Annotated in this window: 30 protein-coding genes and 27 tRNA genes; 12 read left to right on the forward strand and 45 right to left on the reverse strand. The window is 55.5% G+C overall.

Features of this window, described 5'->3' with window-relative positions:
- Nucleotides 1-238: 238 nt before the first annotated feature.
- The 32 genes from FHS27_RS03250 to FHS27_RS03405 all read right to left on the reverse strand — a co-directional run bounded on the left by FHS27_RS03250 (nt 239) and on the right by FHS27_RS03405 (nt 7,806).
- Nucleotides 239-610 carry a hypothetical protein gene (locus FHS27_RS03250; RefSeq protein ID WP_184301684.1) on the reverse strand — a complete coding sequence of 124 codons (372 nt, stop codon included), beginning with the start codon at nt 608-610 and terminating at the stop codon, nt 239-241.
- A gap of 968 nt (nt 611-1,578) precedes the next feature.
- Nucleotides 1,579-1,649: transfer RNA gene (locus tag FHS27_RS03255), tRNA-Cys, on the reverse strand.
- Nucleotides 1,650-1,724: 75 nt separating this feature from the next.
- Nucleotides 1,725-1,922, reverse strand: coding sequence for an SEC-C metal-binding domain-containing protein (locus FHS27_RS03260; protein ID WP_246419046.1), 198 nt, complete (start codon nt 1,920-1,922; stop codon nt 1,725-1,727).
- A 309-nt stretch (nt 1,923-2,231) separates the two neighbouring features.
- On the reverse strand, nt 2,232-3,089 hold the full coding sequence (locus FHS27_RS03265; RefSeq protein WP_221224846.1) for a slipin family protein: 858 nt from the start codon (nt 3,087-3,089) through the stop codon (nt 2,232-2,234).
- 164 nt (nt 3,090-3,253) lie between these two features.
- Nucleotides 3,254-3,325, reverse strand: a tRNA-Arg gene (locus FHS27_RS03270).
- 25 nt (nt 3,326-3,350) lie between these two features.
- A tRNA-Thr gene (locus FHS27_RS03275) sits at nt 3,351-3,424 on the reverse strand.
- Nucleotides 3,425-3,439: 15 nt separating this feature from the next.
- Nucleotides 3,440-3,511 (reverse strand) — tRNA-Arg (locus FHS27_RS03280).
- Nucleotides 3,512-3,524: 13 nt separating this feature from the next.
- A tRNA-Ser gene (locus tag FHS27_RS03285) sits at nt 3,525-3,610 on the reverse strand.
- A gap of 187 nt (nt 3,611-3,797) precedes the next feature.
- A tRNA-Val gene (locus FHS27_RS03290) sits at nt 3,798-3,870 on the reverse strand.
- Nucleotides 3,871-3,880: 10 nt separating this feature from the next.
- Nucleotides 3,881-3,956, reverse strand: a tRNA-Leu gene (locus tag FHS27_RS03295).
- Nucleotides 3,957-4,131: 175 nt separating this feature from the next.
- Nucleotides 4,132-4,215 (reverse strand) — tRNA-Leu (locus tag FHS27_RS03300).
- A 13-nt stretch (nt 4,216-4,228) separates the two neighbouring features.
- Nucleotides 4,229-4,302: transfer RNA gene (locus FHS27_RS03305), tRNA-Leu, on the reverse strand.
- Between the two features lie 12 nt (nt 4,303-4,314).
- A tRNA-Leu gene (locus tag FHS27_RS03310) sits at nt 4,315-4,386 on the reverse strand.
- A gap of 5 nt (nt 4,387-4,391) precedes the next feature.
- A tRNA-Ala gene (locus tag FHS27_RS03315) sits at nt 4,392-4,462 on the reverse strand.
- 18 nt (nt 4,463-4,480) lie between these two features.
- Nucleotides 4,481-4,554 (reverse strand) — tRNA-Leu (locus FHS27_RS03320).
- 64 nt (nt 4,555-4,618) lie between these two features.
- Nucleotides 4,619-4,888 (reverse strand): hypothetical protein, encoded by a 270-nt coding sequence (locus FHS27_RS03325; RefSeq protein ID WP_246419047.1) that lies wholly within the window; start codon nt 4,886-4,888, stop codon nt 4,619-4,621.
- Nucleotides 4,889-4,938: 50 nt separating this feature from the next.
- Nucleotides 4,939-5,010: transfer RNA gene (locus FHS27_RS03330), tRNA-Val, on the reverse strand.
- Between the two features lie 19 nt (nt 5,011-5,029).
- Nucleotides 5,030-5,100: transfer RNA gene (locus tag FHS27_RS03335), tRNA-Trp, on the reverse strand.
- A 123-nt stretch (nt 5,101-5,223) separates the two neighbouring features.
- Nucleotides 5,224-5,307: transfer RNA gene (locus tag FHS27_RS03340), tRNA-Ser, on the reverse strand.
- Between the two features lie 21 nt (nt 5,308-5,328).
- A tRNA-Glu gene (locus tag FHS27_RS03345) sits at nt 5,329-5,403 on the reverse strand.
- Between the two features lie 107 nt (nt 5,404-5,510).
- Nucleotides 5,511-5,583 (reverse strand) — tRNA-Asp (locus FHS27_RS03350).
- A gap of 94 nt (nt 5,584-5,677) precedes the next feature.
- Nucleotides 5,678-5,752 (reverse strand) — tRNA-Gln (locus tag FHS27_RS03355).
- Between the two features lie 109 nt (nt 5,753-5,861).
- Nucleotides 5,862-5,933 (reverse strand) — tRNA-Gly (locus FHS27_RS03360).
- Between the two features lie 85 nt (nt 5,934-6,018).
- A tRNA-Asn gene (locus FHS27_RS03365) sits at nt 6,019-6,090 on the reverse strand.
- 8 nt (nt 6,091-6,098) lie between these two features.
- Nucleotides 6,099-6,169, reverse strand: a tRNA-Gly gene (locus FHS27_RS03370).
- Between the two features lie 53 nt (nt 6,170-6,222).
- Nucleotides 6,223-6,293: transfer RNA gene (locus tag FHS27_RS03375), tRNA-Thr, on the reverse strand.
- 20 nt (nt 6,294-6,313) lie between these two features.
- Nucleotides 6,314-6,386: transfer RNA gene (locus tag FHS27_RS03380), tRNA-Lys, on the reverse strand.
- 26 nt (nt 6,387-6,412) lie between these two features.
- Nucleotides 6,413-6,485 (reverse strand) — tRNA-Ile (locus FHS27_RS03385).
- An 11-nt stretch (nt 6,486-6,496) separates the two neighbouring features.
- Nucleotides 6,497-6,569 (reverse strand) — tRNA-Lys (locus FHS27_RS03390).
- Nucleotides 6,570-6,738: 169 nt separating this feature from the next.
- Nucleotides 6,739-6,811, reverse strand: a tRNA-Pro gene (locus tag FHS27_RS03395).
- Between the two features lie 57 nt (nt 6,812-6,868).
- A tRNA-Phe gene (locus FHS27_RS03400) sits at nt 6,869-6,940 on the reverse strand.
- Between the two features lie 407 nt (nt 6,941-7,347).
- Complete coding sequence (locus FHS27_RS03405) at nt 7,348-7,806, reverse strand: DUF1569 domain-containing protein (protein ID WP_184301687.1); 459 nt, start codon at nt 7,804-7,806, stop codon at nt 7,348-7,350.
- An 87-nt stretch (nt 7,807-7,893) separates the two neighbouring features.
- Between FHS27_RS03405 and FHS27_RS03410 the strand changes: the two genes are divergently transcribed.
- The 4 genes from FHS27_RS03410 (at nt 7,894) to FHS27_RS03425 (ending at nt 10,778) form a co-directional block, all read left to right on the forward strand.
- Entirely contained in the window at nt 7,894-8,286 is a 393-nt protein-coding gene (locus FHS27_RS03410; protein WP_184301689.1) for a CoA-binding protein, read from the forward strand.
- The gene (locus tag FHS27_RS03415; protein WP_184301692.1) at nt 8,283-8,843 is read left to right on the forward strand and encodes a GNAT family N-acetyltransferase; all 561 of its coding nucleotides are present in this window, start codon (nt 8,283-8,285) and stop codon (nt 8,841-8,843) included. Before FHS27_RS03410 ends, FHS27_RS03415 begins: the two co-directional genes overlap by 4 nt.
- Nucleotides 8,844-8,899: 56 nt before the next feature.
- On the forward strand, nt 8,900-9,958 hold the full coding sequence (locus tag FHS27_RS03420) for a hypothetical protein (protein WP_184301695.1): 1,059 nt from the start codon (nt 8,900-8,902) through the stop codon (nt 9,956-9,958).
- A gap of 313 nt (nt 9,959-10,271) precedes the next feature.
- A complete protein-coding gene (locus FHS27_RS03425) occupies nt 10,272-10,778 on the forward strand; it encodes a lactoylglutathione lyase family protein (protein WP_184301698.1) in 507 nt (168 codons plus the stop codon).
- 56 nt (nt 10,779-10,834) lie between these two features.
- Here the strand turns inward: FHS27_RS03425 and FHS27_RS03430 are convergent, their stop codons facing one another.
- From FHS27_RS03430 to FHS27_RS03440, 3 genes are read right to left on the reverse strand one after another with little or no spacing between them, the layout of a single operon-like run.
- A complete protein-coding gene (locus FHS27_RS03430) occupies nt 10,835-11,389 on the reverse strand; it encodes a sugar O-acetyltransferase (RefSeq protein WP_184301701.1) in 555 nt (184 codons plus the stop codon).
- Complete coding sequence (locus tag FHS27_RS03435) at nt 11,386-11,721, reverse strand: DUF1801 domain-containing protein (protein ID WP_184301703.1); 336 nt, start codon at nt 11,719-11,721, stop codon at nt 11,386-11,388. The genes FHS27_RS03430 and FHS27_RS03435 overlap by 4 nt, the downstream gene beginning before the upstream one ends.
- Nucleotides 11,722-11,732: 11 nt before the next feature.
- Nucleotides 11,733-12,524, reverse strand: coding sequence for a tRNA-binding protein (locus tag FHS27_RS03440; protein WP_184301707.1), 792 nt, complete (start codon nt 12,522-12,524; stop codon nt 11,733-11,735).
- A gap of 260 nt (nt 12,525-12,784) precedes the next feature.
- On the opposite strand from FHS27_RS03440, the gene FHS27_RS30710 reads away from it, so the two are divergent.
- The 3 genes from FHS27_RS30710 to FHS27_RS03455 are packed head-to-tail and all read left to right on the forward strand — an operon-like array spanning nt 12,785 to nt 13,478.
- On the forward strand, nt 12,785-12,988 hold the full coding sequence (locus FHS27_RS30710) for a hypothetical protein (protein ID WP_221224847.1): 204 nt from the start codon (nt 12,785-12,787) through the stop codon (nt 12,986-12,988).
- Between the two features lie 3 nt (nt 12,989-12,991).
- Nucleotides 12,992-13,282, forward strand: a complete 291-nt coding sequence (locus tag FHS27_RS03450) for a TIGR03643 family protein (protein WP_221224848.1) — start codon at nt 12,992-12,994, stop codon at nt 13,280-13,282.
- 4 nt (nt 13,283-13,286) lie between these two features.
- Complete coding sequence (locus tag FHS27_RS03455) at nt 13,287-13,478, forward strand: hypothetical protein (protein ID WP_221224849.1); 192 nt, start codon at nt 13,287-13,289, stop codon at nt 13,476-13,478.
- 5 nt (nt 13,479-13,483) lie between these two features.
- Here the strand turns inward: FHS27_RS03455 and FHS27_RS03460 are convergent, their stop codons facing one another.
- The 10 genes from FHS27_RS03460 to FHS27_RS03505 form a co-directional block, all read right to left on the reverse strand.
- Entirely contained in the window at nt 13,484-14,104 is a 621-nt protein-coding gene (locus tag FHS27_RS03460; RefSeq protein WP_184301716.1) for an HD domain-containing protein, read from the reverse strand.
- Entirely contained in the window at nt 14,089-14,814 is a 726-nt protein-coding gene (locus tag FHS27_RS03465) for a DNA alkylation repair protein (RefSeq protein ID WP_184301719.1), read from the reverse strand. The genes FHS27_RS03460 and FHS27_RS03465 overlap by 16 nt, the downstream gene beginning before the upstream one ends.
- Before the next feature lies 1 nt (nt 14,815).
- Entirely contained in the window at nt 14,816-15,061 is a 246-nt protein-coding gene (locus tag FHS27_RS03470; RefSeq protein WP_146395796.1) for a hypothetical protein, read from the reverse strand.
- A 147-nt stretch (nt 15,062-15,208) separates the two neighbouring features.
- On the reverse strand, nt 15,209-15,664 hold the full coding sequence (locus FHS27_RS03475) for a hypothetical protein (RefSeq protein WP_184301722.1): 456 nt from the start codon (nt 15,662-15,664) through the stop codon (nt 15,209-15,211).
- Nucleotides 15,661-16,470, reverse strand: a complete 810-nt coding sequence (locus FHS27_RS03480; protein WP_184301725.1) for a radical SAM protein — start codon at nt 16,468-16,470, stop codon at nt 15,661-15,663. The genes FHS27_RS03475 and FHS27_RS03480 overlap by 4 nt, the downstream gene beginning before the upstream one ends.
- Nucleotides 16,442-17,461 (reverse strand): hypothetical protein, encoded by a 1,020-nt coding sequence (locus tag FHS27_RS03485; RefSeq protein WP_246419048.1) that lies wholly within the window; start codon nt 17,459-17,461, stop codon nt 16,442-16,444. Before FHS27_RS03485 ends, FHS27_RS03480 begins: the two co-directional genes overlap by 29 nt.
- On the reverse strand, nt 17,458-18,171 hold the full coding sequence (locus FHS27_RS03490; protein ID WP_184301731.1) for a glycosyltransferase: 714 nt from the start codon (nt 18,169-18,171) through the stop codon (nt 17,458-17,460). The genes FHS27_RS03485 and FHS27_RS03490 overlap by 4 nt, the downstream gene beginning before the upstream one ends.
- Nucleotides 18,164-18,901 carry a glycosyltransferase family 2 protein gene (locus FHS27_RS03495; protein WP_246419049.1) on the reverse strand — a complete coding sequence of 246 codons (738 nt, stop codon included), beginning with the start codon at nt 18,899-18,901 and terminating at the stop codon, nt 18,164-18,166. The genes FHS27_RS03490 and FHS27_RS03495 overlap by 8 nt, the downstream gene beginning before the upstream one ends.
- 23 nt (nt 18,902-18,924) lie before the next feature.
- The gene (locus FHS27_RS03500; protein ID WP_184301737.1) at nt 18,925-20,259 is read right to left on the reverse strand and encodes a glycosyltransferase family 25 protein; all 1,335 of its coding nucleotides are present in this window, start codon (nt 20,257-20,259) and stop codon (nt 18,925-18,927) included.
- A gap of 13 nt (nt 20,260-20,272) precedes the next feature.
- A complete protein-coding gene (locus FHS27_RS03505) occupies nt 20,273-20,845 on the reverse strand; it encodes a hypothetical protein (protein ID WP_184301740.1) in 573 nt (190 codons plus the stop codon).
- Between FHS27_RS03505 and FHS27_RS03510 the strand changes: the two genes are divergently transcribed.
- From FHS27_RS03510 to FHS27_RS03530, 5 genes are all read left to right on the forward strand, one after another.
- A complete protein-coding gene (locus FHS27_RS03510; protein ID WP_184301743.1) occupies nt 20,837-21,130 on the forward strand; it encodes a hypothetical protein in 294 nt (97 codons plus the stop codon). The two genes, FHS27_RS03505 and FHS27_RS03510, sit on opposite strands and share 9 nt — an antisense overlap.
- Nucleotides 21,131-21,430 carry a hypothetical protein gene (locus tag FHS27_RS03515; RefSeq protein ID WP_184301746.1) on the forward strand — a complete coding sequence of 100 codons (300 nt, stop codon included), beginning with the start codon at nt 21,131-21,133 and terminating at the stop codon, nt 21,428-21,430.
- Nucleotides 21,431-21,694: 264 nt separating this feature from the next.
- Nucleotides 21,695-22,222 carry a hypothetical protein gene (locus FHS27_RS03520; RefSeq protein ID WP_246419050.1) on the forward strand — a complete coding sequence of 176 codons (528 nt, stop codon included), beginning with the start codon at nt 21,695-21,697 and terminating at the stop codon, nt 22,220-22,222.
- A 27-nt stretch (nt 22,223-22,249) separates the two neighbouring features.
- Nucleotides 22,250-22,816 carry a hypothetical protein gene (locus FHS27_RS03525; protein ID WP_184301749.1) on the forward strand — a complete coding sequence of 189 codons (567 nt, stop codon included), beginning with the start codon at nt 22,250-22,252 and terminating at the stop codon, nt 22,814-22,816.
- Nucleotides 22,817-22,995: 179 nt separating this feature from the next.
- A complete protein-coding gene (locus tag FHS27_RS03530) occupies nt 22,996-23,622 on the forward strand; it encodes a hypothetical protein (RefSeq protein ID WP_184301752.1) in 627 nt (208 codons plus the stop codon).
- Nucleotides 23,623-23,631: the final 9 nt, after the last annotated feature.

A 23,631-nucleotide genomic window follows, 5' to 3' on the forward strand; every position in this document is an offset into this window, starting at 1 on the left:
TTTCGGTCGTGCCATGTACTCCGAGCCGGCAGCCGAGTGTGTTTCGATGTGTTGTGTGTTGAAGTAGTGATGCAAAAAAGGCGCGATCGACGAAGTTGTGATCAGAGGGTTTACGGCGCTCTACCACTGAGCTACGCCCCTGAGTTTCTGAATGAAAGTTGGGGCGGTGGGACTCGAACCCACGACATCCGGCTCCTGAAGCATGTACTCCGAATCGGCAGTCGATCGTGTGCGCTAACTATTTCGTTTTCTTCTTCGCAGCCTTTCGCATTTGTTTCCAAAGCGAGCGGCCGTTGTCCCGGTCAAGCCGGACGAGTTGTTGCTGCCGTGTGTCGAAAGCGGTCAGGTTGCCCTTGGGTCGCTTTACATAAACGAACGGCAAGCAAACGGCGACGACTTTGTGCAGTTCGCCGACTGCACGTGGCAGGTAGCGAGTCCTTACGGGTTCGTCGATTGGTTGTGAGATGCCCGAGCAGCTCCATAAGTAGGACGGAAGCTCGATGATCTCGCTGAGGATGGTGACGTAGTCACCTTTGGCGATGTCTTCGCCAGCGATCCTGGCCGCGACGGTGGTCACGGTTTTGGATCGGCTTTCGGTTGTGGTTTTCATGTTTCCGCAATCGGTGAAAGAATGAATTGTGCATGTGTGTTCTCTGTTGAGCAGCGAGCTGGATTACTCGCGGCCGGTCGTAATGGCGAAACAGGAATGTAAAACACGCATAGTTCAGTCTCTCGAGACGATTGTGGAAAACGCGACTAACGAAGTGGTTGATCAGAGAAAATGTTCTGCCAATTAAACTACGAGCGAACCGAAGTTTGCTCGGTGGGAATCGAACCCACACCTTTCGATTAAGAGTCGATGTACTCCGATGCGGCAGTTAGTCGTGTACGGTGGGCGACGAAGTTTGTGGTCAGAGGTTTTTTCCTGAGCTACTGGCAACCTTGCGTTTGACAGGCGGGGCTTGAACCCGCGACCTCGTCGCTCTCACGACGCGCTCTAACCTATGTACTCCGAACCGGCAGTCGCCTTGTATTGTTGTTGTTTGAAAAAACGATCGACGAAGTTTGTAAACCAGACAGATTCGATGCTCTACCAACTGAGCTACGAAGCGAACACAAGGTTCACATCGGTGGGACTCGAACCCACGACACCCGAGGTGATGTAGTCCGATTAGGCAGTCAATCGTGTATTGGTGGCGACGAAGTGTTAACTCAGATCACTAACGTGTAGGAATCGAACCTACCGATCGTGTTGCCACGATCTCCAGACTCACTGGACGCAATCATTGGTGGATGGATTCCAAGCCGGCAGTCGCCATGTTTTGTAAAAGTCCAACGAAGTTGTTGTTGAGAGGGTAAGAACGTCCGTTTCAGCGGTTGCTGATCGTTGACTGGCCCCTTCGTCTGCAAGAGACTCAGACGCCATTCACTAGCCGGTCGCCCGACATCGCTACCTTAGGCTCCTCATGTATTCCCAGCAGGCAGTTGAACTTTGTGTTGTGATCGACCAACGAAGGAGTGTGAATCAGACGGGCCTTTAGCAAAGATGTAGTCCGATTCGTCAGTTGGTCGACCAAGAAACGCTGGTGGGAGTCGAACCCACTTGAACCGGGTTGCAGCCGGCCGCCTAGCCATCTGGCTCCAGCGTTTTGTCGCTCGCGGGTTTGCCACGAGCGTGTTCTTTCAGTCGTCGTCCCTAAAAGTAGTCGTCGCGGTTGACGCCATCACAGACGCCCCGATCGTAGGCAGCAACGTTTGAATCGCTGACCGCTGCCACATGGGCATCGGTCGTTGCGACCGAGCTTTTCCTCGAGCTGCTTGCCTTGGATGATTCGGACTCCGCGTTTGACTTTCGTTTCCGACGGGTAGCCTTTACGACGTTTGCTCATCGGCTCGAAAGCAGAGGTCTTCGTCGCAGTCATGTTGGTTGTCGTGTCGCATTGGTCTGCTCCGGCTTGAGAGTGAAAGTATTGAATCCTTCAAAGACGGACCGACGAAGGGACAACTCAGATGGTTCACATTTTCAAGATGTAATCCGAGTCTGCAGTCGATCAGTCAGTGCTCTCGCCAGGAATCGAACCTGGTCTACGACCTTCGCAAAGTCGCGTGCGAATCCGGCACACTCCGAGAACATAGGCAGCGCCGGCAAACATTGCGTGCCGGCACTGCGTAAGTGACATCAATCGACTCGGTATGGTTCGCATCCTTCGCGAATCATTCGTCATCGACGATTATTCATCGTGACTGACTCGGCCTCTTTCGAGATCGAGATACAGTCGTGCGTTGGCGTTCTTTGCCAAATCACGAAGCGTTTCAAGCTCAGCCAATCGCAACAGCGCTGGGTGTCCTTCCAACACTCCTGCTGCCTTCGCTCGTTGCTCGTAGGCTTGCGTTTCCGCGTCCACCTTTGCTCGCAACGATTCGGCTTCCGCTTGCTCTCGCAATCGAAGTGCTTCTGCGTCCGTCGAAGCATCTCGCCGCGTGATTTCCGCTCGCGATTCGGATTCGATCTGCTCGACTTCCGCTCGCGTTCGTGCTTCCACCAACTGGGCTTGGCTTTGTCGTTCCGCCGCCAACACGCGATTCATGATCTCCTGCAGGTTTCCTGGGAAGATCAAGTCCTTCACGTCGGCTCGACGAATCGCAACACCGTATCCATTCGCTGACTCCGTCACGTCCGAAAGGATGTCTTCACTTAACCGGTTTCGGTTGGTCAGGATTTCTTCCAGATTCATCGACGCCAGCGAACGACGCGCCGCCAATTGCACGTCGCTGTAAAGTCGATCCTCGAACACGTCCACTGTGTGGATCGCAGCCTTCGGATCGGTCACGCGGAACTGCACCAGGATGCTCACGCGAATCGCGACCTTGTCTGCGGTCAGGATTTCCTGGCCCTTGATCGTCAGTTCGCGTTCGCGGATGTCGACCAGCATGCACTCGACCGTTGGCAGTTCCTTGAACCACTGCTTGTGCGGTGGAATCTTGTACCGGCCGGCTTCGAGCACCTTGGTTAGCTTGCCGTCTTCGTAGTACAAGCCGCGGTGCGTGTCCTTGATGATGAACTCTCGTCCTGCACCTGTAATCATCATATCGCACCTCCTTTCGATGTTTGCGTTTCACGAATTGTGTAAGGAGCCTCGGAGCGGAGCCGATGTGGAGAACAAGCTTTCAGATGTGGAAATTCTGAGCGTTCATTCCGAGAGGTGATCGCAGGAACCAAATGGTTGCTCGCTCCTGACGCCGCCGAGGCAAGTAACCCGTCCAGGAATCGAACCTGGTCCGACAGTTTCGAAGACTGCCATGCTATCCAGCACACCCACGAGTCATGTTATTGGTCATTAAGTTACAAGAGCCGACGACTGGGTTCGCACCAGCATGATCTGCTTTACAAGAGCAGCGTCTTTCTGAATCGAGCCACGTCGGCTTGGTGTCGTATCAGTAGCCCGACCAGGAATCGAACCCGGAACTTCTGGTTAGAAGCCAGAGGTGATTTCCGTTTCACCATCGAGCCGTTTGCAAACAAGCGGAAGGCGAGGGAGTCGAACCCTCATCACCCGAAGGTGGCACGCGTTAGCAGTGCGGCCCGGCAAACCGTATCCGGCTGCCTTCCGTAAACTAAAATTGAGAGTGGACCGGACGGGAATCGAAACCTTCCACCGACTTTGCAAGAGTCAGTCGCCGCCTTGGAACATGCCAGCCCATTTGTTTTCATCAGAGGTCCGTCCGGGAATTGAACCCGGTCTTCGTCCATACCACAGACGCGTGCTGCCGCAACACTTACAGACCGATTGCATCAGTGATCACGGATGGAATCGAACCATCGGTCTCCTGCTTGTCACGCAGGCGTCTTAGCCGCTGGACCACGCGATCGTTTTGTGAGTAGTCGAGACAGGAGTCGAACCTGCAAAATCACAAGCCTCTCATGCTTGCCGCTTTGCCTGTTTGCGTACTCGACCATCGGAAGTAGCGGATTCGGGGGTCGCACCCGACGTGCCTGGCATATGAAACCTGGCTGGGCACTGGCCCATCCGCGTTGTTGTTTGCATTGAAAGTTGCAGGTCTCGGTATCGAGCCGAGCACACCGACCTCATGAAAGTCAGTTGGACACCTGTCGCACCTGCAGTGTTGAAGTAGCCAAGGCGAGAGTTGAACTCGCACGCCACTGTGGGCACGACATTCTGAGTGTCGCGTGTCTACCGGTTCCACCACTTGGCTGTTTGCATCGAAGTACTGCGGGAGGGAGTCGAACCCTCAAACACGAACGTTTGAAATTCGCCGCTTTGCCGGTTTGCGTACCACAGCATGTTAAATGAGTACTGAGGGCGGGAGTCGAACCCGCAAGCACTTGTTCCTAAGACAAGCGGCTCGCCGTTGGCCTACCTCAGCGTGAGTGGAGCACCGGGGAATCGAACCCCGATTTTCTGCGTGCAAAACAGATGTCTTCCCGTTGGACGAGCGCCCCGTGTTGTTTCTTTGTCAGTGCCCAGAGCAGGAGTCGAACCTGCAAACACTCGGGTTTAAAGCGAGCCGCTCGGCCGGTTGGCGTACCTAGGCGTTGATCGCTGGTGCCGCGGGAAAGGACGCGACCGACCGCGTCCTTCCCTTGGCTGCCAACGTGTTACGCATGCAATCGAGGAGCACTGTCGCCGGTCGACTTGCGATGGTTCTTGATCGCCTTGTGCGTATCAGGAATCTGGTCGCCTTCGACGATCACATCGCCGACGCACTCGACCACCCAGCCGTCGACCCAACCGACGTTGTCGTCTTTCAGCCTCAGCGCGCGGCCGACCTTCGCAAACTCGTGCGGGATGTACGATGTCGTTCGCACTGATCCGCCGGCGATGCTGCGTCTCATCGCACATTGCACGTACTTCACATTGCTGGACATTATCGTTCTCCCTTGGTAAATGAAAGCGATCGTCACTCCGACGCCAGCAGTAGTCCCGGATGGAATCGAACCATCGTTTCCTGCATGTAAAACAGGTGTCGTCGCCGTTGGACCACAGGACCATGTTGTCGATCCGAAGAGCACGTCCCCAAGGATTTGAACCCTGACTAACTGGTTTGGAATCAGCAGTGCTACCGTTACACCAGAGACGTGTGAAACTTTTCAAAACAAGTGGGAACGCAAGGAATCGCACCTCTCGCCGACTACCACACAATTAAAGGCAGAAGGGTTACAACCTCCCGTGTGGAAACGCTCCCATGTATCAATCGAACAAGCGGAAGCCGTGGGACTCGAACCCACAACGGTTTTTGACCGCAGCTGTTTTCAAGACAGTGTCCTCATCCGGCCGGGTGACTTCCGTAGTGCGTTATCAAACGCAGTGACGTGAGCGGGAATCGAACCCGCGGACTCCTGGATGAAAACCAGACGATTCTGCCATCAGAATCTACCACGCCGTTTGGTTGCTTCGATCGAAGCGAGTACCGCATAGGAGTTTCGATCTCCTTCCTGCTGCCTGAGAAGCAGCCGACCTAGCCAGTAGTCGAATGCGGCGAATTGAAAGCGATGGCAACGGGAGTCGAACCCGCAGCGACTTGATAGACAATCAAGCTTCCTTCCCAGAGGAAATTGCCACCGAAAATGTTCGCGTCAGGTGACCAACCGGAATTGAACCGGCGCCAAACTCATTCACAGTGAGTCTCTGGAAACCAACACCAGATCTGGCCACAGCACCGGAGACTGGAATCGAACCAATGAACTCCTCGTTCAGAGCGAGGTGCAGCGACCAACAACTGCTACTCCGGCGTTTGGTCTTCAATAACAACAGCACTCCGTCCGGGAATTGAACCCGATCTGCGAGCTTCAAAGGCTCACGTCGCGACTACGCGCCGGAGAGAGTTTTCACAATCGAAAGAGTGTCCTGCGGGAGTCGAACCCACCTAGCCGGATTGGAAATCCGGAACCTTTGCCGCTCGGCCAAGGACACGAAATATGCGGAAGTTTGAAGGGCGAGGTGTGGAACGAAGCGAGCTATTCCACACTTCTCGCTTCACCCTTCAAACTTCGCGAAGCTCCGGCGGATGGACTCGAACCATCACTCGTCTCCTTAACAGGGAGCCGCCTTACCATTGGGCCACACCGGATTCTGCAAAGCGCCCAGTGGGAGTCGAACCCACACTTCCGCCATGGCAAGGCAGCAGGCTACCGCTACATCATGGGCGCAAAAATGCATCACTACCAAATTGTCAAAGATCAATGACGCCGAAGCGTTCAAGAGCACCGAGCCGGAATCGAACCCGCATCACCTCGTTACGACGGAGGAGTCTTGCCGTTAGACCATCAGTGCTTGTTTCCAAATGTCTCAAGTGGGATCGGTGAGAATCGAACTCACATCGCTCGGATTAAGAGTCCGATGCATTACCTTGTCTGCCACAATCCCATGTGTGTCGTTGTTGTTTCGTTCAGTCGGCGTGGCGGGAATTGAACCCGCGACCGTCGCCTTATAAGGACGCCGCTCTCACCCCTGAGCTACACGCCGATGCGTAGCAATGGGGCCGAAGGGAGTTGAACCCTCACCGAACGGATTAAAAGTCCGTCATGCTGCCAGTTACACCACAGCCCCACTTTTTCAGTCGCGGCTATGCGTTTCAATCGCAATGAAGGCAGCATGTTGGTTTCTCTTTCGTGTTGTTGTTGCAAGTGGTAGCCCCGAGGATCGAACTCAGCGCGACCCGCGTATCAGGCGGATTTGGGCGACCAGCCCTCGACTACCATGTTGTCGTTTCAAAAAGTCGGACACCTCGGAGTCGAACCGAGAGCCTCCTGGTCCCAAACCAGGCGTGCTTCCATCTGCACCTGTATCCGATGTTGCTTGTTCCTCTCACCGCGGATGATTCCGTCGGCGCATATTTTCCTTGTCAGTGGGCCGGGAGGCGCTCGAATCCTCGTCTGCGGTTCTTCAGACCGCCGCTAGACCGTCTCAGCTACCAGCCCAAATTGGGTTCGTTGTTGGGGTTGTCCGTTCGATGCGGACACGAAAAAAGGCTCGATGTCTTGGTGACACCGAGCCTTCATGAAGAAGTCGTTCGCTAATGAAAGCAAGTGTCACATCAGACGCGGATACGCCGGGGCATTATCTGTATTCAACGGTTGCCCGCCGAAGAGACTGCCTTCGTGTATCTGTTCGAGTCGACTGGATTGGGTTCTTGATAACATCAGAAAGCTCGTTACTCGCTCGTCTGTGAATGTGACTTGTGTGTTCGGAGAGATAGACTCTCTCGCGGCCAGATGGTTCGCCAAAAATGTCAGCTTCTGCAAAAAACATTCTTAGCCGACAATGCCTCACACGAACATGAAACGCCGCTCAGACTCGAAAGTACTCATAGCACGCGAAAAAAGAATTAGTCGCGGGGTTTTAGGAAACGCAGGTGATGAGCGGCATGTGCAGTATGAATTTGCTCAATCCTCTCACGCGGCAATCGCTCAAACGCTGGATGCGGAGCGTAGTCGCCAAGGTGAGCGTAGAACCGAGCCACGCTCGCAGCGAAAGCGTCAACTTCTCGAACGTCATCCAGTTCCACGGGCGGAACGAACATCGACGCTGTACGAATTCCGCGAGGTGAATCGCCGCTGACAACTTTCGGCAAGAGGATCCGTCGCATTGCAGGACGCAAGAACGCAAACAGTGACATCCACTTCGGATAACCATCGACACTCGGATCTTGCACGAGTACCAGATGGCGGCAGATTTGCCCGAGCGACCAATTGCCACTGCGGTCGTAGCCGCTCCTCAGAAGAGACCGCGCCTCGTCAATCGCCGCGTTCAGATCATCGAAGTGTAGTTCACGCAGTTGTTCCATGAGGTTAGTTTAACGCGATAGAGCATTGTTGAAACCGTAGTTGCAAGCTTTGTTGATGCAGAGCCAACCCTCGATAAGAAACTCGTTATGCACTCAATCGAAAAGTTTCTCGCAGCGAAAACTTATGCAGTCGCCGGCGCCTCGGCCCGCACACACAAGTACGGTTACAAGGTCTTCAAAGCCCTCCTGGCCGCCGGCCGCGAGACGTATCCGCTGAACCCGGTCACCGAAGAAATCGAAGGCCACAAGGCTTATCCGAAAATCGCGGACCTTCCCATCGTCCCCGAAGCACTGTCAATCATCACGCCACCAGAAGTCACCCGGCAAGTCATCGCCGACGCAATCGAGGCTGGCGTGAAGCACATCTGGATGCAGCCTGGGGCGGAACACGAGCAGGCCAGTGAATCGGAACGCGAAGCCGGCATCAACGTCATCGACGACGGCAGTTGCATTCTCGTGCTCTTGGCCCGCCAATCATGACACAAGCCGAAGTGAAGATTCGCAACGCCACGGAGCAGGATCGCGCTGCGATTCTTGCGGTCCATATGAATGCCTTTGGCGAGGCCGATGGAGAAGTGATCGCCAAGCTCGTCGATGAGATGCTCGATGACGATTCCGGCGAGCCAATGCTGTCGCTCATCGCTGAATCGGACGGCGAACTCTTCGGGCACCTACTCTTTACATCCGCGAGCATCGAACCGGACCATGCCCAAGTCAGTGCAAGGATTCTCGCACCGCTGGCGGTTGTGCAAGATCGACAACGTCAGGGGATTGGCGGTCGTTTGATCGAAACCGGGTTACGCCTGTTGGAGGAATCCGGCGTCGACCTCGTCTTCGTTCTGGGCTATCCCGACTACTACTCGCGGTTCGGGTTCCGGCCCGCAGGTGTCCAGGGTATCCAAGCAACCTACCCAATCCCACCTCAAAACGCAGACGCGTGGATGGTGACGGAGCTGACGCCTGGAACGATCGAGAATTGCAAGGGAACCGTCCGCTGCTCAAAAGCCTTGGACCATCCGAAATACTGGTCTGAGTGAGCGAACATCTAGTTTGCTCCTTAAACACTGCCTCGCGACTAGTTGAAGTGAAACCCATGTTCCGCCACATCCATCGAATCCTTGTCACATCGCTGGCGGCGATTTCTTGCCTCGGATGCAACTCGCAGTCCGTCGACCCGCCGGTTGGCACGATGGCAGACCGCAAGCTTGGATTTGGGGTGACCGAGGGCAGCATCGGTTACGAACTCGCATTTGCATCGGCGAAAAACGCTGGCATTCAGTTCATCGAACTGCCTCAGCAATGGGACGAAGTCGAAACTGCTCCGGCGAAATACGAGAGCGAGTTTGCCGCGATGGCGAACGAAGTCTACCCAGCGATCGACACCGCCATAGTCCTATCGCTGAACCCGATCGACACCAACACACTGAGAATCCCCGAGCACCTACAGGACACGCGTTGGGACTCGCCTGAACGCATCGACGCATTTTGCAAATGGGTGGACTGGACGTTAGCTCAACTTCCCGAAGCGACCATTCAAGCGATCGCGGTCGGCAACGAAGTTGACGGCTTGTTCGCAGATCATCCTGATGAACTTGCGGGCTACACCACTTTCTTTAATGCCGTCGCCGACCACATTCGTACTCATCATCCCAATATTCCGATCGGCGTCAAAATCACGTTTGCGGGACGGACTGGCACACTCGCGTCCGAGTACGCAAAGCTTGAAACGTCGGCGGACGTTTGCATGTTGACCTACTACCCACTCGATGAGACGTTTCAAGTCCGACCGCCATCGAGCATCGAGGCCGACTTCGCCACGATGATGGAAGCCGCAGCAGGCAAGCCAGTGCATCTGCTCGAGGCCGGCTATCCAAGCGGTAGTGCTTGCGGCAGCTCGCTGGCCCAGCAGGCCGCATTTGTCGACGCGATGTTTGCCGCTTGGGACAAGCATGTCGAAGCCGTTCCGGTGATCAACTTCGTCTGGACGTGCGACCTGTCCGAGTCCGAAGTAAACGCGATGACGAAATACTACGGCGTCGAACTACCGGCGTTTGCCGAATATCTTGGAACGCTCGGTCTGCAAACCAACGATGGAAAGAACAAGCCAGCCTGGAATCGCGTGCGAGAAAACGTGGCAAATCGAGCGGACTGAAACGCGTTGACAATGCCACCCCTGCCATTGGTGCCACAACGGCATTTTTCGACGTAGTCAAGCGTACGCTCGCTTGGAGAGCGGAGAAGCGATGGGCAAAGTCGTCGTTGAAAACTAGTCACCTTCAAGAAAAGAACATTCAACAACGTCATCGACGACGGATCATGCTTGCTGGTACGATTGGCCAGAAGTTCAGCGATCTTGTATGACGTTGCAAAGGTTCCACGTGCCCAAGTCCACCGAAAGGTGCTGACCAGGCGTGATAGCCAACGCACTGCGTTCGCCAACCCCGCACTCCACCGAATATCTCCCTATGACATATCCACGAAGCTTCTCCCATATCGGGATTTCCGTCACTGACTTGGACCAGGCCGTCGAGTTCTACACGAAAACGTTGGGATGGTATGTGATCATGCCGCCCACCGAAATTAAATCGGACGACTCGGCGATTGGAGTCATGTGCGATGATGTCTTCGGAGAAGGCTGGGAGCGATTCCGAATCGCCCACCTTGCGACCGGTGACCGAGTCGGTGTCGAGTTGTTCGAGTTTAAGAACGCCGAAAAGCCAGCGGATAACTTTGAGTACTGGAAGACCGGCGTCTTCCATTTCTGTGTTCAGGATCCAGACGTCGAGGGCCTCGCGAAGAAGATTGTCGCCAACGGAGGCAAGCAGCGGATGCCGGTCCGCGAGTACTATCCCGGCGAAAAACCCTACCGCATGGTGTACTGTGAAGATCCTTTTGGAAATATCATCGAGATCTATTCACACAGTTACGAACTGACGTATTCAGCCGGTGCTTACCAGTCGGATTCCGACTGAGCGGCGATCTTCGTCGTCAAGTCGAGAACGATGGTTTTAATTCCACGGGCGTGAGGTCACGCGAGACTGCGAATCACCTTGGCCGGGTTGCCCGCAACGACGACACCAGGCGGCACGTCCTTCGTCACGACGCTACCGGCACCGATGACGCTGCGATCACCGACGCCCACGCCGGGGCAAATGACCGCCTTGCCGCCGATCCAAACATCGTTGCCGATCGTGACTGGCTTGCCGAATTCTTGAGTGCGCCGCAATTCAGCTTCGAGCGGATGCGTGGCGGCATAGATGTGAACGCCGGGAGCGATGAAAACTTTGTTCCCGATCCGAACTTCGCAAACATCCAAGATCACACAATCGAAGTTGAAGTAGACCTTCTCCCCGAGATAGATGTTGGTCCCGTAGTCACAGCGAAAGGGCGGTTCGAGCCAAACGGAATTGCCGCCGCTGCCAAACAGTTCCTTCAAGACGCTGCGTCGTAGCTTTTCGTCGCAGGGTGCACTCGTGTTGATCGTTTGGCAGCGTGTCCGCGCCATCATTCGAGCCTCGGCCAACTCCGGGTCATTCGGATCATAGAGCTCGCCAGCCAACATTTTCTCCCGTTCACTTGTCACGACGATTTCGCCCCAAGCTTTGCGGCAGCCTTCGTGAATCGTTTGACGATCTTTGCATCGACATCATCCAGGCTTTTGTACGTCAGGTGCCGTCGGAACTTGCCGCCGCCTTCGAGCAAGCCATCAGGATCGTCGAGTTCGTTTCCTTTGGCGAACGACAGTTGCACGTGTGCCTTGTACGGAAACACACCACAGAACTGCCCCTCCTTCTCGTCCGGCTTCAACGTGTAAAGCGTCCCACCGTACTTCGTGACCTTGGTCGATTTCGGTACCGCCGCCATCACCAGTGAATCGAGCAATTCAACGAGGTTCTGTTTTTCTGCATCAGTCATGGTGGTTCTCGCTATGCCAACTTGGCTCCGTTGGGAATCGACTTGTCCGGGACCGCCAGGATGACCGATCCGTCGTCGCGATAGAATCCGACGATCAGAAACTCAGACATGAACGTACCGATCTGCTTCGGCGGAATGTTCACGACGCCGATGATTTGCCGTCCCACCAGCTCGTCTTTGGTGTAGTTCGCTGTGACCTGAGCACTAGTGCGTTTCGTGCCCAGTTCCGCACCGAAATCAGCCGTGACCTTGTACGCTGGTTTGCGAGCCTTGGGAAGATTTTCGACAGCGGTGATCGTGCCCGCTCGCATATCGAGGTTCTCAAACGCCTGCCAAGCGGTGACGCCAGTTTGCATCCCCAGTTCCGCGAGACACAAGGCGATCACTTCTTCGGCGCGACGCTCCCGAGTCTCCACCTTCTTCGCCGATGAGACGCGAAGGCATTGAGCACGGCGTTTGCCGGCGGTCCATTTGTCCCACACCGACATCGCTGCATCGTTCGCTTCGAGAGCAAACCGCAACTCCTTCGGAACAACCACCGCTTCGGAGTCCGCGATGTCGAAACTGACACTTGCCGTATCGCCGGGCGAGATGCCGCACAGCTTTTGCAGCTTCTTTGACACCATGAAGCACCACTTGCCCTTGTCAGGCATCAAACCGCATTCGATCCGAATGCCATTGATTTCGCCGTCAATCCGCAGACGCTTCGATTTGCTGAAGTCCAACTGCGAAACAATGTGCTTCGGCAAGTAGACCAGCGTCTCGGTGATCTTGACGTCGAAGTTGAAGGGATAGTCACTCATGGTGTTTCAAATCGTCGGCTCGTAAGTTGTATGGCGTGATTCTAGACGATCGAACGAAGTCGCCCGAGCCCAGAACGAAACGTCGAATCGAAACGAGCCGATCGTTTGACCGACAGCAATAATCATGTATTAGTACCGCAGACGAAATTGGCGATCCACATCGCTATGACCTTCAAGATCGCTACCTTGCGCTGACCCGAACGGAATTACCTGCCAAGGCAAGTCTCGACGGTTGGATCGTGAAGGACGATCATTGCTTCATGCGAATCATCCTCGATCAGTTGTTTCAGGGCTGTTGGTACGACCATCTCGACCGACGCCTTGTCGCCTATAAACAATTGAACAACCAAAAACTCACCCAAGCGATCGCCTTAGCCGAAACCCTGCTCGCTGGCGACACAGAAATACTCGCTCACTGGAATCGTGAAAGCCTCCAATGGCGAGGCAAACTCAAAACGAACTGAATGATGGCCGATCTCAAACCCAACGAATCCAGCGACGAACTCACGCGAGGCCAGATTGACCGCATCATCATGATGGCGTGGGAGGATCGGACGAGCTTCGACGCGATCCGCGACCAGTTCGGCCTCACGCCTGGCGACGTCATCAAGCTGATGCGACGAGAGATGACCGCCAGCTCGTTCAAAATGTGGCGAAAGCGAACGCACGGCCGAACAACCAAACACGAGGCCAAGTTCGCAGAAACCAACGCTGGCGATGAACAACGTCGTTTCCGAGCCAAATCGCAGCGAGGCTAGCGAAGTGGCGAAGATCAAACGCATTCGCACGAAACCCTGTTCGCGATGTACCGAGACGAACGATGTGCTCTACCGAGTTCGCATCGAAGAGGACGGCGACTGGATCTTCGTCTGCCCGGCCTGCCTAGAGAAGGTCAAGCCAGCCAACCCGCACTATCAATACGGCGGCACCTGGAAGAGTAAGAAGCGGCACTGAGAACGTCAGGCGATTTCGCCGCTCTCACGCATGAACTGGTCCAGAAACGTTTGCATGAACGCTTCCCGGTCCTCGGCCATTCGCCGGCCAGCGTCAGTGTTCATCAACGACTTGAGCTTGAAGAGCTTTTCGTAGAAGTGACCGACACCCGTTTTGGCATCGCTCGCCTCAGCTAGGTAGAACGGTTGACCGAATGCCGCGCCGTATTCAATCGTGCGTACGATCCCGATCGCCCCAAGTGCGTCAAGCCGATCGGCATCCTGAACGACCTGACCTTCAAGCGATAGCGGTTTGGCCGACTCGCCTTTGCGAAACGAAATGTTGTCGACGATGTGAGCGACGTGTTCAATCAGATCATCCTCCGCACCCAGACCACTCAGGATCTCACGAGCGAACTCGGCACTACGCTCAACGCCGTCATGAAACTTGGCATCGCCGACATCGTGCAGCAATGCCGCCAGCTCAATGATCGCCAAATCGCCTCCGGCCTCCGCTTGAATCGCGCGAGCCGATGCCAGCACCCGCAGCACATGATCCATGCCGTGACCGGCGGTTTGTCCGTCCATACGTTCACGCACGATGGTCTCGACTCTATCAACAAGCTGCCGGGTCACTGGGTCATCCATTTCGTTCGGTCTTCCCTCGACAACTTTTCAATTGAGTAACGAAGCATCGTTCGCGGCATCGCCTTAGCGTGCTTCTTCAAGAACTTTTCCAGTTGACGCTGGTCGCGATTGCCCATTTCCCGAAGCATCCATCCGATCGCCTTGTGCATCAAGTCGTGCCCGTCGCCCATCAGACGCTCGGCAAGTTCGACGATCTCCTCGAACTCGTCATTCTTGATGAGCGACAAAGTAGCCAATACTGCCACACGTCGCTCCCACAACACGTCGCTGGCGGCAAGCCGATCCAGCACGCCACGCTCGTCAAAATGCTCCACCAACCATGCCCCAAGGATTTTTGGAGCGGTCGTGTCAACGATGTCCCAGTTGTTCACCGCACCAAGATTCGCCAAGTAGAACTCCACGATCTCGCGACATTCAAAATCGCGATGAGGATTCTTCGGTTTCGCTGCGGTCTCATACTGACCAACCAGAATCAACATTCCGGTCAATCGGCACTCATGCCAAGGGGAAGCAAACAGCTTCAGCAATTCATCCCGCGACAAATCACGAAACTGTCGAGCCACTTTTCGCTGGTCCGGCACCACGCAACCAAGAAACCGATCGCCCTCGCCGTACCCGCCGGGCACAGCCTTAAAGAACCCAGGCAAGAACGCTGCCTTATCTTCGCGAGCCACCTCACGAAGGGTTGATAGAACCTGCTTCGCCGTCATCCTAGCGACGCCGAGTTCCTGCACGCTTCAGACCCTTGGCGACGAAGTCGAACGCATCGGCTGGTTTGTAGTCTTCGAGCACGTCGAAAAAGCACGCTAGGACTCGCTTGGTCTCGGCGACGTTGATTTTCACACCTTGCGTGTCAGCTTTTCTGGCAACCTGATCGTAGATGTCGTTGAGTGTTGATGCTTTCTTCTTGGCAGGCGTTTTCTTGACGGCTGCTTTGGTTGCTTTCTTCTTGGCCACTTCGTGTCTCCATGTTGAAATGAAACGTTTCGTTACGAAGTGCTAGTTGTACATTCCGTTCAACAAATCGAATACCGGCGATGCAAAACGACACAAGCCAGCGTGATGCTGGCTTGTGTGTAAAAAGGTTTTGCGTGACTACGAATTTCAATCGTCGTACAAGCCTGGATAGCTCGGCCAATCGTCGCTCCAATCACCTGGATGCACGACGGGATAATCGGGCATTCCAGGATAGGCTTCGCCGGGGTGACCTGGCGGCAAGTTGTCAGGAGCCGAGTAGCCGGGCGGGACGTGATAGGGATGGTCCGGCGGCAGTCGCGGCCAAACGTGAATCGGCGGCGGTGACTCGATCACAACCGGTTCTTCGGGTGGAGCCGGCCAAGGGTAGTCGTCGGGCCACCACGGCGGACGTGGGCCAGGATCGGGTGTGCCTGGCGGATATTCGTCGGGCCACACCGGTGGTGGCGGCAACGGCGGCGGTGTGAGGATGATTGGCCCATCGTCGTCTTCCTCGGGATCGTACGGCGGTTCGCTGCCAGGCGGATCAAACGGCGGCACGAAAGGATACGGCGGCATTTCGGGATAGTCGGAAGGATACGTCATCGCAGGGCACTCCGTTGCAAAGGATCGGGATGGGAGAATGCGGTGCGTTTGCTGGGACACAAGCCGCACTGCGGGATGGCTTTGGTTTCGAGGAAGGTTTTCAATTCAGCGTCAGTGGCGTTGGGCGAACACGCTTGGTAGTCGCGGAAGAGTTGCCACTGAGGTAAGTCGTGCAAACGCAGTTTGGATTCGAGCTTGGCGAAATAGGCTAGTGCGGGACATTTCCAAAGCTTGCCTTCGTAAAGCTGCGTGCAAGTCTTCTGCATGCAGACTTTGAATGCGGCGTCCGGCCGTGAGTCGAACGGCATTGGTTTACCGTTGGCGACCTTGTATTGACGCATCCAGCCGCGATGCGACTGTCGTATTTTGATGCAGATTCCGGGAAACTGTTCTCGCCAACGCCAAACGAGGTGTTTGACTTCGCGGAATCGTTTGACGTATTCATCGTGCGTCCCGTGCTGGCTGACTTCGAGTCGGCAATTCGTTTCGACGAGTACTTTCGGTAGCTCGGGAAACCGATGCAGGAAAAACCCGTTGGATACCAGCATCAAGTTGCTGTCCCAATGCTGCCTCGCGAGCTTGATATGTTCCAGAATCGCGGAGTTCAACAATGGCTCGCCCCCGAGCAACGCGACCCGAGTCGGCTTCAGACGATTCGACCACCTCTGGTAGTCAGCATCGGCTTGCTCGATCGTTGGCATCGCACCGGGCAAATGATGGTCGCTGTAGTGGCTGCATTGCTGGCACGACAGATTGCAGCCATGAGCCAAGTGATATTCAAGTGCCGGCAAGTTGTAGCGTTGCATCAGCATCCTCCTTGACGCGAAGGCGGAACCGTCGAGCGTTGATTCCAAGCTGCAGCAGAAAACGGGTAAGCACCAGGTGCGACGATCCGGTTTCGGTATGGCTGAGCATTCGTCGATCCAATCTGACCGGCTCGTCGGACCAGTGGCCTGTGACAATCAATTCTGGATAGATAGCCAGCAAGTTCGCGGCGAATTGCGGTGTGAAAATCGGACCGACGTCGTATTCGGTCGGCGGATCGTCGCCCCATTGCTGCATCAGTTCTTGCGAATGAACGTTGCCTGGAAATGGCAACTCGGGTGGATCCCGCCGTTGCCAACGACAATCGCCAAGGTGATCCTTCGAGCGACCGACGAAATGATAGATATAGGATTGCATGACCGGATTGATGGCCCAGGCGGGCGAGTAGACCATGCTGACGTTGAAATCGGGCGGCAAGAATTTGATGTAGCCAGGATGATCGTTGTAGAGCTGGTTGATGATTAGCGACTCGTCGGTGGCTTGGTCGCTGGCTCCCCAAGTTGGAATTAAATGCCGGATGATGCGAGCGAACATCAGTCCATACATTTCGGTGCCATACAGATAGAGACCTCCGTTGGGGTGCAGCCAAGTGAGTGCTGGCCGAACACCGCATCGCCGAGCCCAAATCTCGTGAGCCCGCTGTTGCCAACCGCCATTGTCGATGCGATTGTTTGCAGACTGACGCTCAGCCACCAATCCAAACTGGTTCGGAGTCAGTAGATCAAACGGCGAAGGGCAGTCCGATCGGATCAGCATGTCATTGTCGAGTTGCAGCACGTGTGCCGGCCCAAACTCTTGTTGGACGTGATCGCAAACAAACATCTTCTGCCAAAACGGATGCACAGGGTGTAGGTGCTCGCTAATCCAAAGCACCTCCGCGCCCCATCGTTTTGCGGCTGCCTCATAGCTTTCCCGCACGTTCTGTGATGCTCGCCGTGGTGGCAAGTCGAGGACTGCAATGATTCGCTTCATTTCCATACGACTTTCTCCAATCCGTGTTTGTCTAATCCGGCTTTCAAAAACTCTGGTCGTCGCCGCTTGTAGCCAGTCGGGTCGACGTGCTCGTGTTTGAACGAGTGATTCAGATCGACCGCGACGTTCATGCCAGCGATTTTTGCTCGCCAGAAGAAGTCCCAGTGTTCTTCGACCTTCAGCGATTCATCCCAACGGATCGCTTGCAAGATGTCGCGGTAGGCAACAAAGCAGTTGCCGACGTAGTGACACCAGCGAATCGAGCGCCGCTGTCTGTAACTGCCGAATGCGATCCGCAGAGTTCTCCCGTCGACTCGTAGCATTCGCGGACGTTCCTCGTTGTTACTGAGGGCTGCCAGCAAATCGAGGTCGTGATGTTTGTTGAGCGTCGCGATCAAGTCGGGCAATCGCGTTTGATTCGTAACGAGGTGATCGTCATCCGCGAAGATGACGATCGGTGTGTCGCCAGCATCGAGCAACCGATTGCGACCAGCGGATAGTCCGATGTCGTACTCGGTCTCGATCAGTCGATCGACCATTGCAGCTTCGTCGGGGCACACGGCCGAGAATCGCAACTCTAGTTTTCCGTCATCGAGGACGTGGATCAGCGGACGGTTTTCGCCATAGTGTTCGTGAATGCTGCGAACGAGTGCGGCACAGCAATGCGGACGATGAATCGTCTTGATGCAGAAAGTGGCTTGATTACGCACGGACGATTTGACCTCCTGGGTAGCGCAAAGAGTGGAAACCGTGCTTGCGAAGCCCCATCGCTCGGAACTTGGATCGACCACGCAGATCGCGGTAGCCTGTGCCGGCAACGTGGGCATGGACAACCGAGCAATCAGTGGCGACCGCGATTTGAAGCTTGGCAAGGTGACTCGCTCGGTAGAAGAACTCCCAGTGCTCGTAAGTTTTCAGGGCTTCGTCCCAACGCAGCGTCGCGATCGTTTCCTTACGAGCCAGAAACGCATTGCTGACCATGTCGCACCACGCGACGGTGCCGATGCGTTTCCTTTCACCACGATGCATCCAGATGCGTTTGCCGTTCATTAGCGGCGAAAGCATCGTGGGGCGACCACCTCCACCTTGGCGTACGGCGAGGATGTCAAGTTCGTGGCTGGCGAAGTACTCGCAAACGCGGTCGATGTGAAAGTCCGCCGTGACAACATGATCGTCGTCGAGCAGAAAGATGTACTCGGTTTGCGATGCGTCGATTGCTGCGTTACGTCCGACCCCAACGCCCACGTCGTGTCGATCAAGATTGATGATCGTGCAATGCTTGGCGGTTTCTGGATACTTCTCGCTGAAACGTAGTTCCGGTCGCCCGTCATCGACGACGACGATCGTTGGGTTTGCAATGTGCTCACGCAGCGATTCGACCAGACGATGGCAGGACCACGGACGGTGAATCGTCTTGATGCAGAATGTAATGTCTGCCATTGAAATACTTTTCACCATGTTGCTCACCCAAACTTTCGGAGATCAGGATTGACGTGCTCGATCGCCGACTGGATCTCATCCTGCGTCGGCGTGATGCCGAGAAACTCGACCAGATTGCCGATCACTTCTTCGGGATACGTCACCAACTCGGCGAACTCGATCCGGAATACTGGCACGTCGGGATGTTCAGCGATGAAGTTGTCTCGGTGATCGCGGAGACTGTGTTGCAGAACTTCACACTGCTCATCGTTTGCCGCGAACCATTGGCCACGATGTTTCTCGCTACGGTTCTGCAGCGAACGAATCGAGGCCTCGATGTCTCTTTCGACGGAGACGATTCGCAGTGAATCGCCCAGCCCGGCGTGAAGGTGATTCACGAACCGACACAGATGCGGATACTTCGCCCCAGCGACCGTCTTGTCACGGTTCGCTTCCGATTTTCGACTGACGATCCACGACTTGAGCATCTGAGTCAGTTGGTCGTCGCTGACATTCGGGTCCGTCGCCGGGAAACGCATCACCTTTTCGCAAAGCTGCGACAATCCGAGTGCCTCGCCGCCTCCGGTCGCTTCGTAGCCACCGAGTTGATTGCCCATGTGTACGCCGAGATGGTGCATGACCATCGCGACGCACGAAGTGCCGGCGCGGTGCGGGCCGAGCACGGCGAAGAACGGTGCGTCCGAATGGTCGGCGTTCTTGGCGTCATTGAAGAACCGCGTTTGACTCCATTTGCGACCGCAGATGTTGGATTTCGTGGGCAGTTGTCCAACGAGCCAGCGATCGGGCGTGTAGACCGCGATGGATTCCTTCTGGATGTTCTTGCCTTGCACGAGAGCTTGGTAGCGACGCTGGATCAATCGACCGAGGTGGTGGTCGATGTGATGCTTGGTGTGCCAGTCGTTCCACGTTAGATGGCGATAGAGTGTCTTCATCGCCTCACGCCCGCGCACCATGAACGCGTGTGTGCGGTTCACGTTGTAGGGGCGATAGACATGTTCGCTAACTTTGTGAGGAGGGTTCTTGCCGGCGTACAAGTGCTGTCCGCCGAGATACGCCATGCCCCAGTCGGCTGGCAGTTCCGCAATGAACTGTTGCAGCCGATCACAGAAGTCGTCGCCGAATCCGGCGTCGTCTTCAAACACGACGTAGGAGTCGATGTGTTCGAGCAGGCATTTTTCGAGAATCAGCAGATGCGATCGGTAGCATCCCCACGCTCCGTTGCCCGCTCGCCACTGCGGGGGTGTCGCGACGCGGCGGCCGTCGATCGCAGTAAAGCGTTCGGGTTCGGGGAACGGCCACGGTTCGGGAAGCTGCCGCATCCAATCCTGCAGTCGATCGTCACGGCGATCGAGGTTCATCAAGAAGCAGCGTTCAACGATCGAATTCGTCCTCCGGATCGTCCTGGTCTGGTTCGGGTGCCCCTTCGGGGAATTTCCGCTCGTACTTGCGGATGGCAGTTTTGACGAGACTGCGGGCGACTGTTGCTGTAAACCTTCCATGGGGGAGTCCTCTTACTTGAGCTTCTTCGAGTAACCAATCGACGATGGTGTCAATGTTTCGGCGGCAACCTTCGGCACCCCAGTCGTTCATCGTGTCGACACGGGTTTCGCAGTTGCATGTTTCACTCGGCTTGGCAAACCAAGCGATCATCTTCTTGAGTTCGTTGCCGGGGCCAGGCCGGTAGCTGCTCATCTTCAGCGTTGCCGGCATCAGGTTGTCGTCCGGCAGGTAGTTGCGAAGCAGGGCTTCCAACTCGGTGACATCTTGTTTGCGGCGTTTCTTGTTGACCAATGCCATGCCGATCGTGACAACGTTGATCGCGCATGGGTTGTCGTTGGTCTGGCACGCGTTGCAGGCGACTGGCGTGGTTTGCACGCGACAACCGGCGAGTTGGCATGCCACTTCGCATTGGTTGTCGGGTGTTAAATGAGGGCAATGCATCATGCTGTCATCCCCGCTACTGCTCCATCGAATGAACCGGACGAACTGGGTGGGTCACCGGGGTCTTCACAATCGCTGTCAACCAATTCCCAGCCACACGACCAAATCCAGGTGCTGTTGCACGGTTCACTCGATCCGCTGCTGTCTTCGGAAGGTTCCTCGGTTGAATCGCTCTCGCTCGGTCGATCGGATCCGTCGCTGCTATCGGATGCACTTTCACTAGGACGATCAGAACCGTCGCTGGGTGGATCTGAATCGGATGTCGAGTCGTTGCTTTCGGATGGTTGATTGCTGTCGCTGCCAGATGAATCGCCGACGCTCGGATCATCACTAGTGCTGGGACGATCGCTGTCAGAACCATCCGATCCCGATTCGCTCGTCGACCGTGAGGTTGAATCTGAACCAGATCCACTCGATGAAATTGGCACACTGGTTGAGTCATCACTTCTCGAATCGCTGCCAGAATCTGAAGTGCTTGTTGATCGTGAATCGGAACCCGATCCGCTTCCGGATGCTAAATCGCTCTCGCTGCCTGATCCTGACCCACTGCCTGAATCCGATCCGCTGCCTGATGTAGAAACGCTTTGACTTCCGCTGACTGAGGCACTGTCCGAATAAGATCCCGAAGCACTCGCTGAGTAGCTTTGCGAGTCAGAACTGCGGTCGATGCTTGATTCGCTTTGAGAATCGCTTCCCGACTCACTGGCTGACGGCGATGTTGATTCAGATTGCGACTGGGAATCCGATTCTGACTGACTCGATTCAGAATCGCTTGCGCTGCTCGTTGACGAATTCCAACTGTAGGAAGGCACGCTCTCCGAACCTGACTCGCTACGTGATTCACTTTCCGACGTGCTTGATTCAGACTGGCTTGATTCCGATGTCGATGATTCGCTGGTCGACGACTCACTCGCGGATGTGGACGATTGCGAACTGCTGATGGATGGCGTGCTGCTTGATTCGCTTGACTGTGAGGTGGATGAATCGCTTGACGAACCTGATTCGCTTGATTGCGAGTCGCTCGACGACGATTCACTCGCCGATGAACTCGATCCTGAAACACTTGGCAGGCTGATCGACGTACTGGAATCGCTCGATTCGCTTGTCGATGAGTCGCTGGACTGGGAATCGGACGAACTATCTGATGAATCGCTGGATGCGGACGAGGATCCCACGGAGCTTGATGAACCACTGATGCTGGGCAGACTGGTCGATGTACTCGAATCGCTGTTGGATGAATCGCTCGATTGCGAATCCGACGAACTGCCTGACGAACCGCTCGATGCCGACGACGAACCGTCTGAACTGGATGAACTGCTCACGCTTGGCAGACTCGTCGATGTACTCGAATCGCTGCTGACCGACGAATCGCTCGATTGACTACTGCTGTCGCTGCTTGATGAGGACTTGGAACTATCGCTTGAATCGCTGCTACTGGATGCGGACGAACTAAGGGAGGAATCGCTGCTGTCGGATGACGAAGAGTCTGAGGATGAATCGCTGCTGGGTGACGACTTCGATGAAGACGAAGAACTGCCGGAACTGCTACTTGATGAGGGGCTGCTTGATGACGAACCACTGCTCGACGAGGAAGACGGGCTGCCGGACGACGATGAAGACGAGCCGCTACTCGACGAACTAGATCCAGACGAACTGCTGCTGGATGACGACAGGGAACTGCTGGAACTCGACGACATGCTCGACGAGCTTGAACTACTCATGCTCGAACTACTGGACGAGCCACTGCTGCTCGATGAACTTCCCGATGACGAGGATGACGAGGGCGACGAAGAACTGCTGGACGATGAGTCGCTGCTAGAACTACTGCTGGAACTTGAGCTCGACGAGCTGCTGGAGCTTGATGAACTGCTCGAACTGCTGCTTCCGTCGCAACAACGGCAACCGATCGTCAAGTATGCCGACGTGTCTTCGTGGAAGTGGCAGACGATCTGTTGGCTCGCCAACAACGCGTAGTCGCAAACGTTGTAAACCGAAACGGCAGGACCGATCGGCTTCCATCCGCCATCAAACCGTAGCTCGCGAGCCGTTCCCCATGACTTTGCTTTGATACGTTTCGTTGGCTTGCATAGAAGCGTTTGTTTCGGCGGGTCGATCACCCAAGATCGCTGGCCGTCAAATTGCACTTCAAGGTATTGTTTCGGCGAATCGGCGATCGGTCCGCGAATACGCTGCGCCGAGTGATTCCGAGCGGTGATTCGTACTGTGTCGCCTGCCGGATCCTTGACCGCTTCGATCTCGCCTGCTTTATCGAGTTGATAGAGGTCACAGTCTGCGCTGCCGGTCCGCATCCCTCGTCGGCCAGCGATGCCACCAATCGGAACCTCGACAAGGTAAACCGGATCAGCGGGCCGACCGACCCGAACGACTGCCCATTGGTCACCGAGTTGGTTGAGGTCGCGTCGCCAGAGAATCTGTGCCGATCCATCCGGTTTCGATTGCAGTGTGTCACCGGCCGATTCGCCAACATCCGCAAACTTGTGCCAAGTTTTGACGACGTTGACTCGCGCGGCCACAACGCCATCGAACACCACGCGTCCGACTTTGTCTTCCGCGATCGGTTCGATGGCGACCCCAACGCGACCAGTGTGTTCATCTTCTGTAGGCCGAACGCATCGGATTGTCGCGTCGCGAACGAAGCGGGCCAGTTCCATCGGCCCAACGGTCGGATCGGTCAGCGGCGACTCGAAACCAACGATCCCGCCAATTGGGACCGTCGTTGCCGACAGGTTGTGGACGCGAACGGTTGCAGCATTCCGTAAATGCGTGCG

Source organism: Aporhodopirellula rubra, from assembly GCF_014192335.1.
GTDB lineage: Bacteria > Planctomycetota > Planctomycetia > Pirellulales > Pirellulaceae > Rhodopirellula > Rhodopirellula rubra.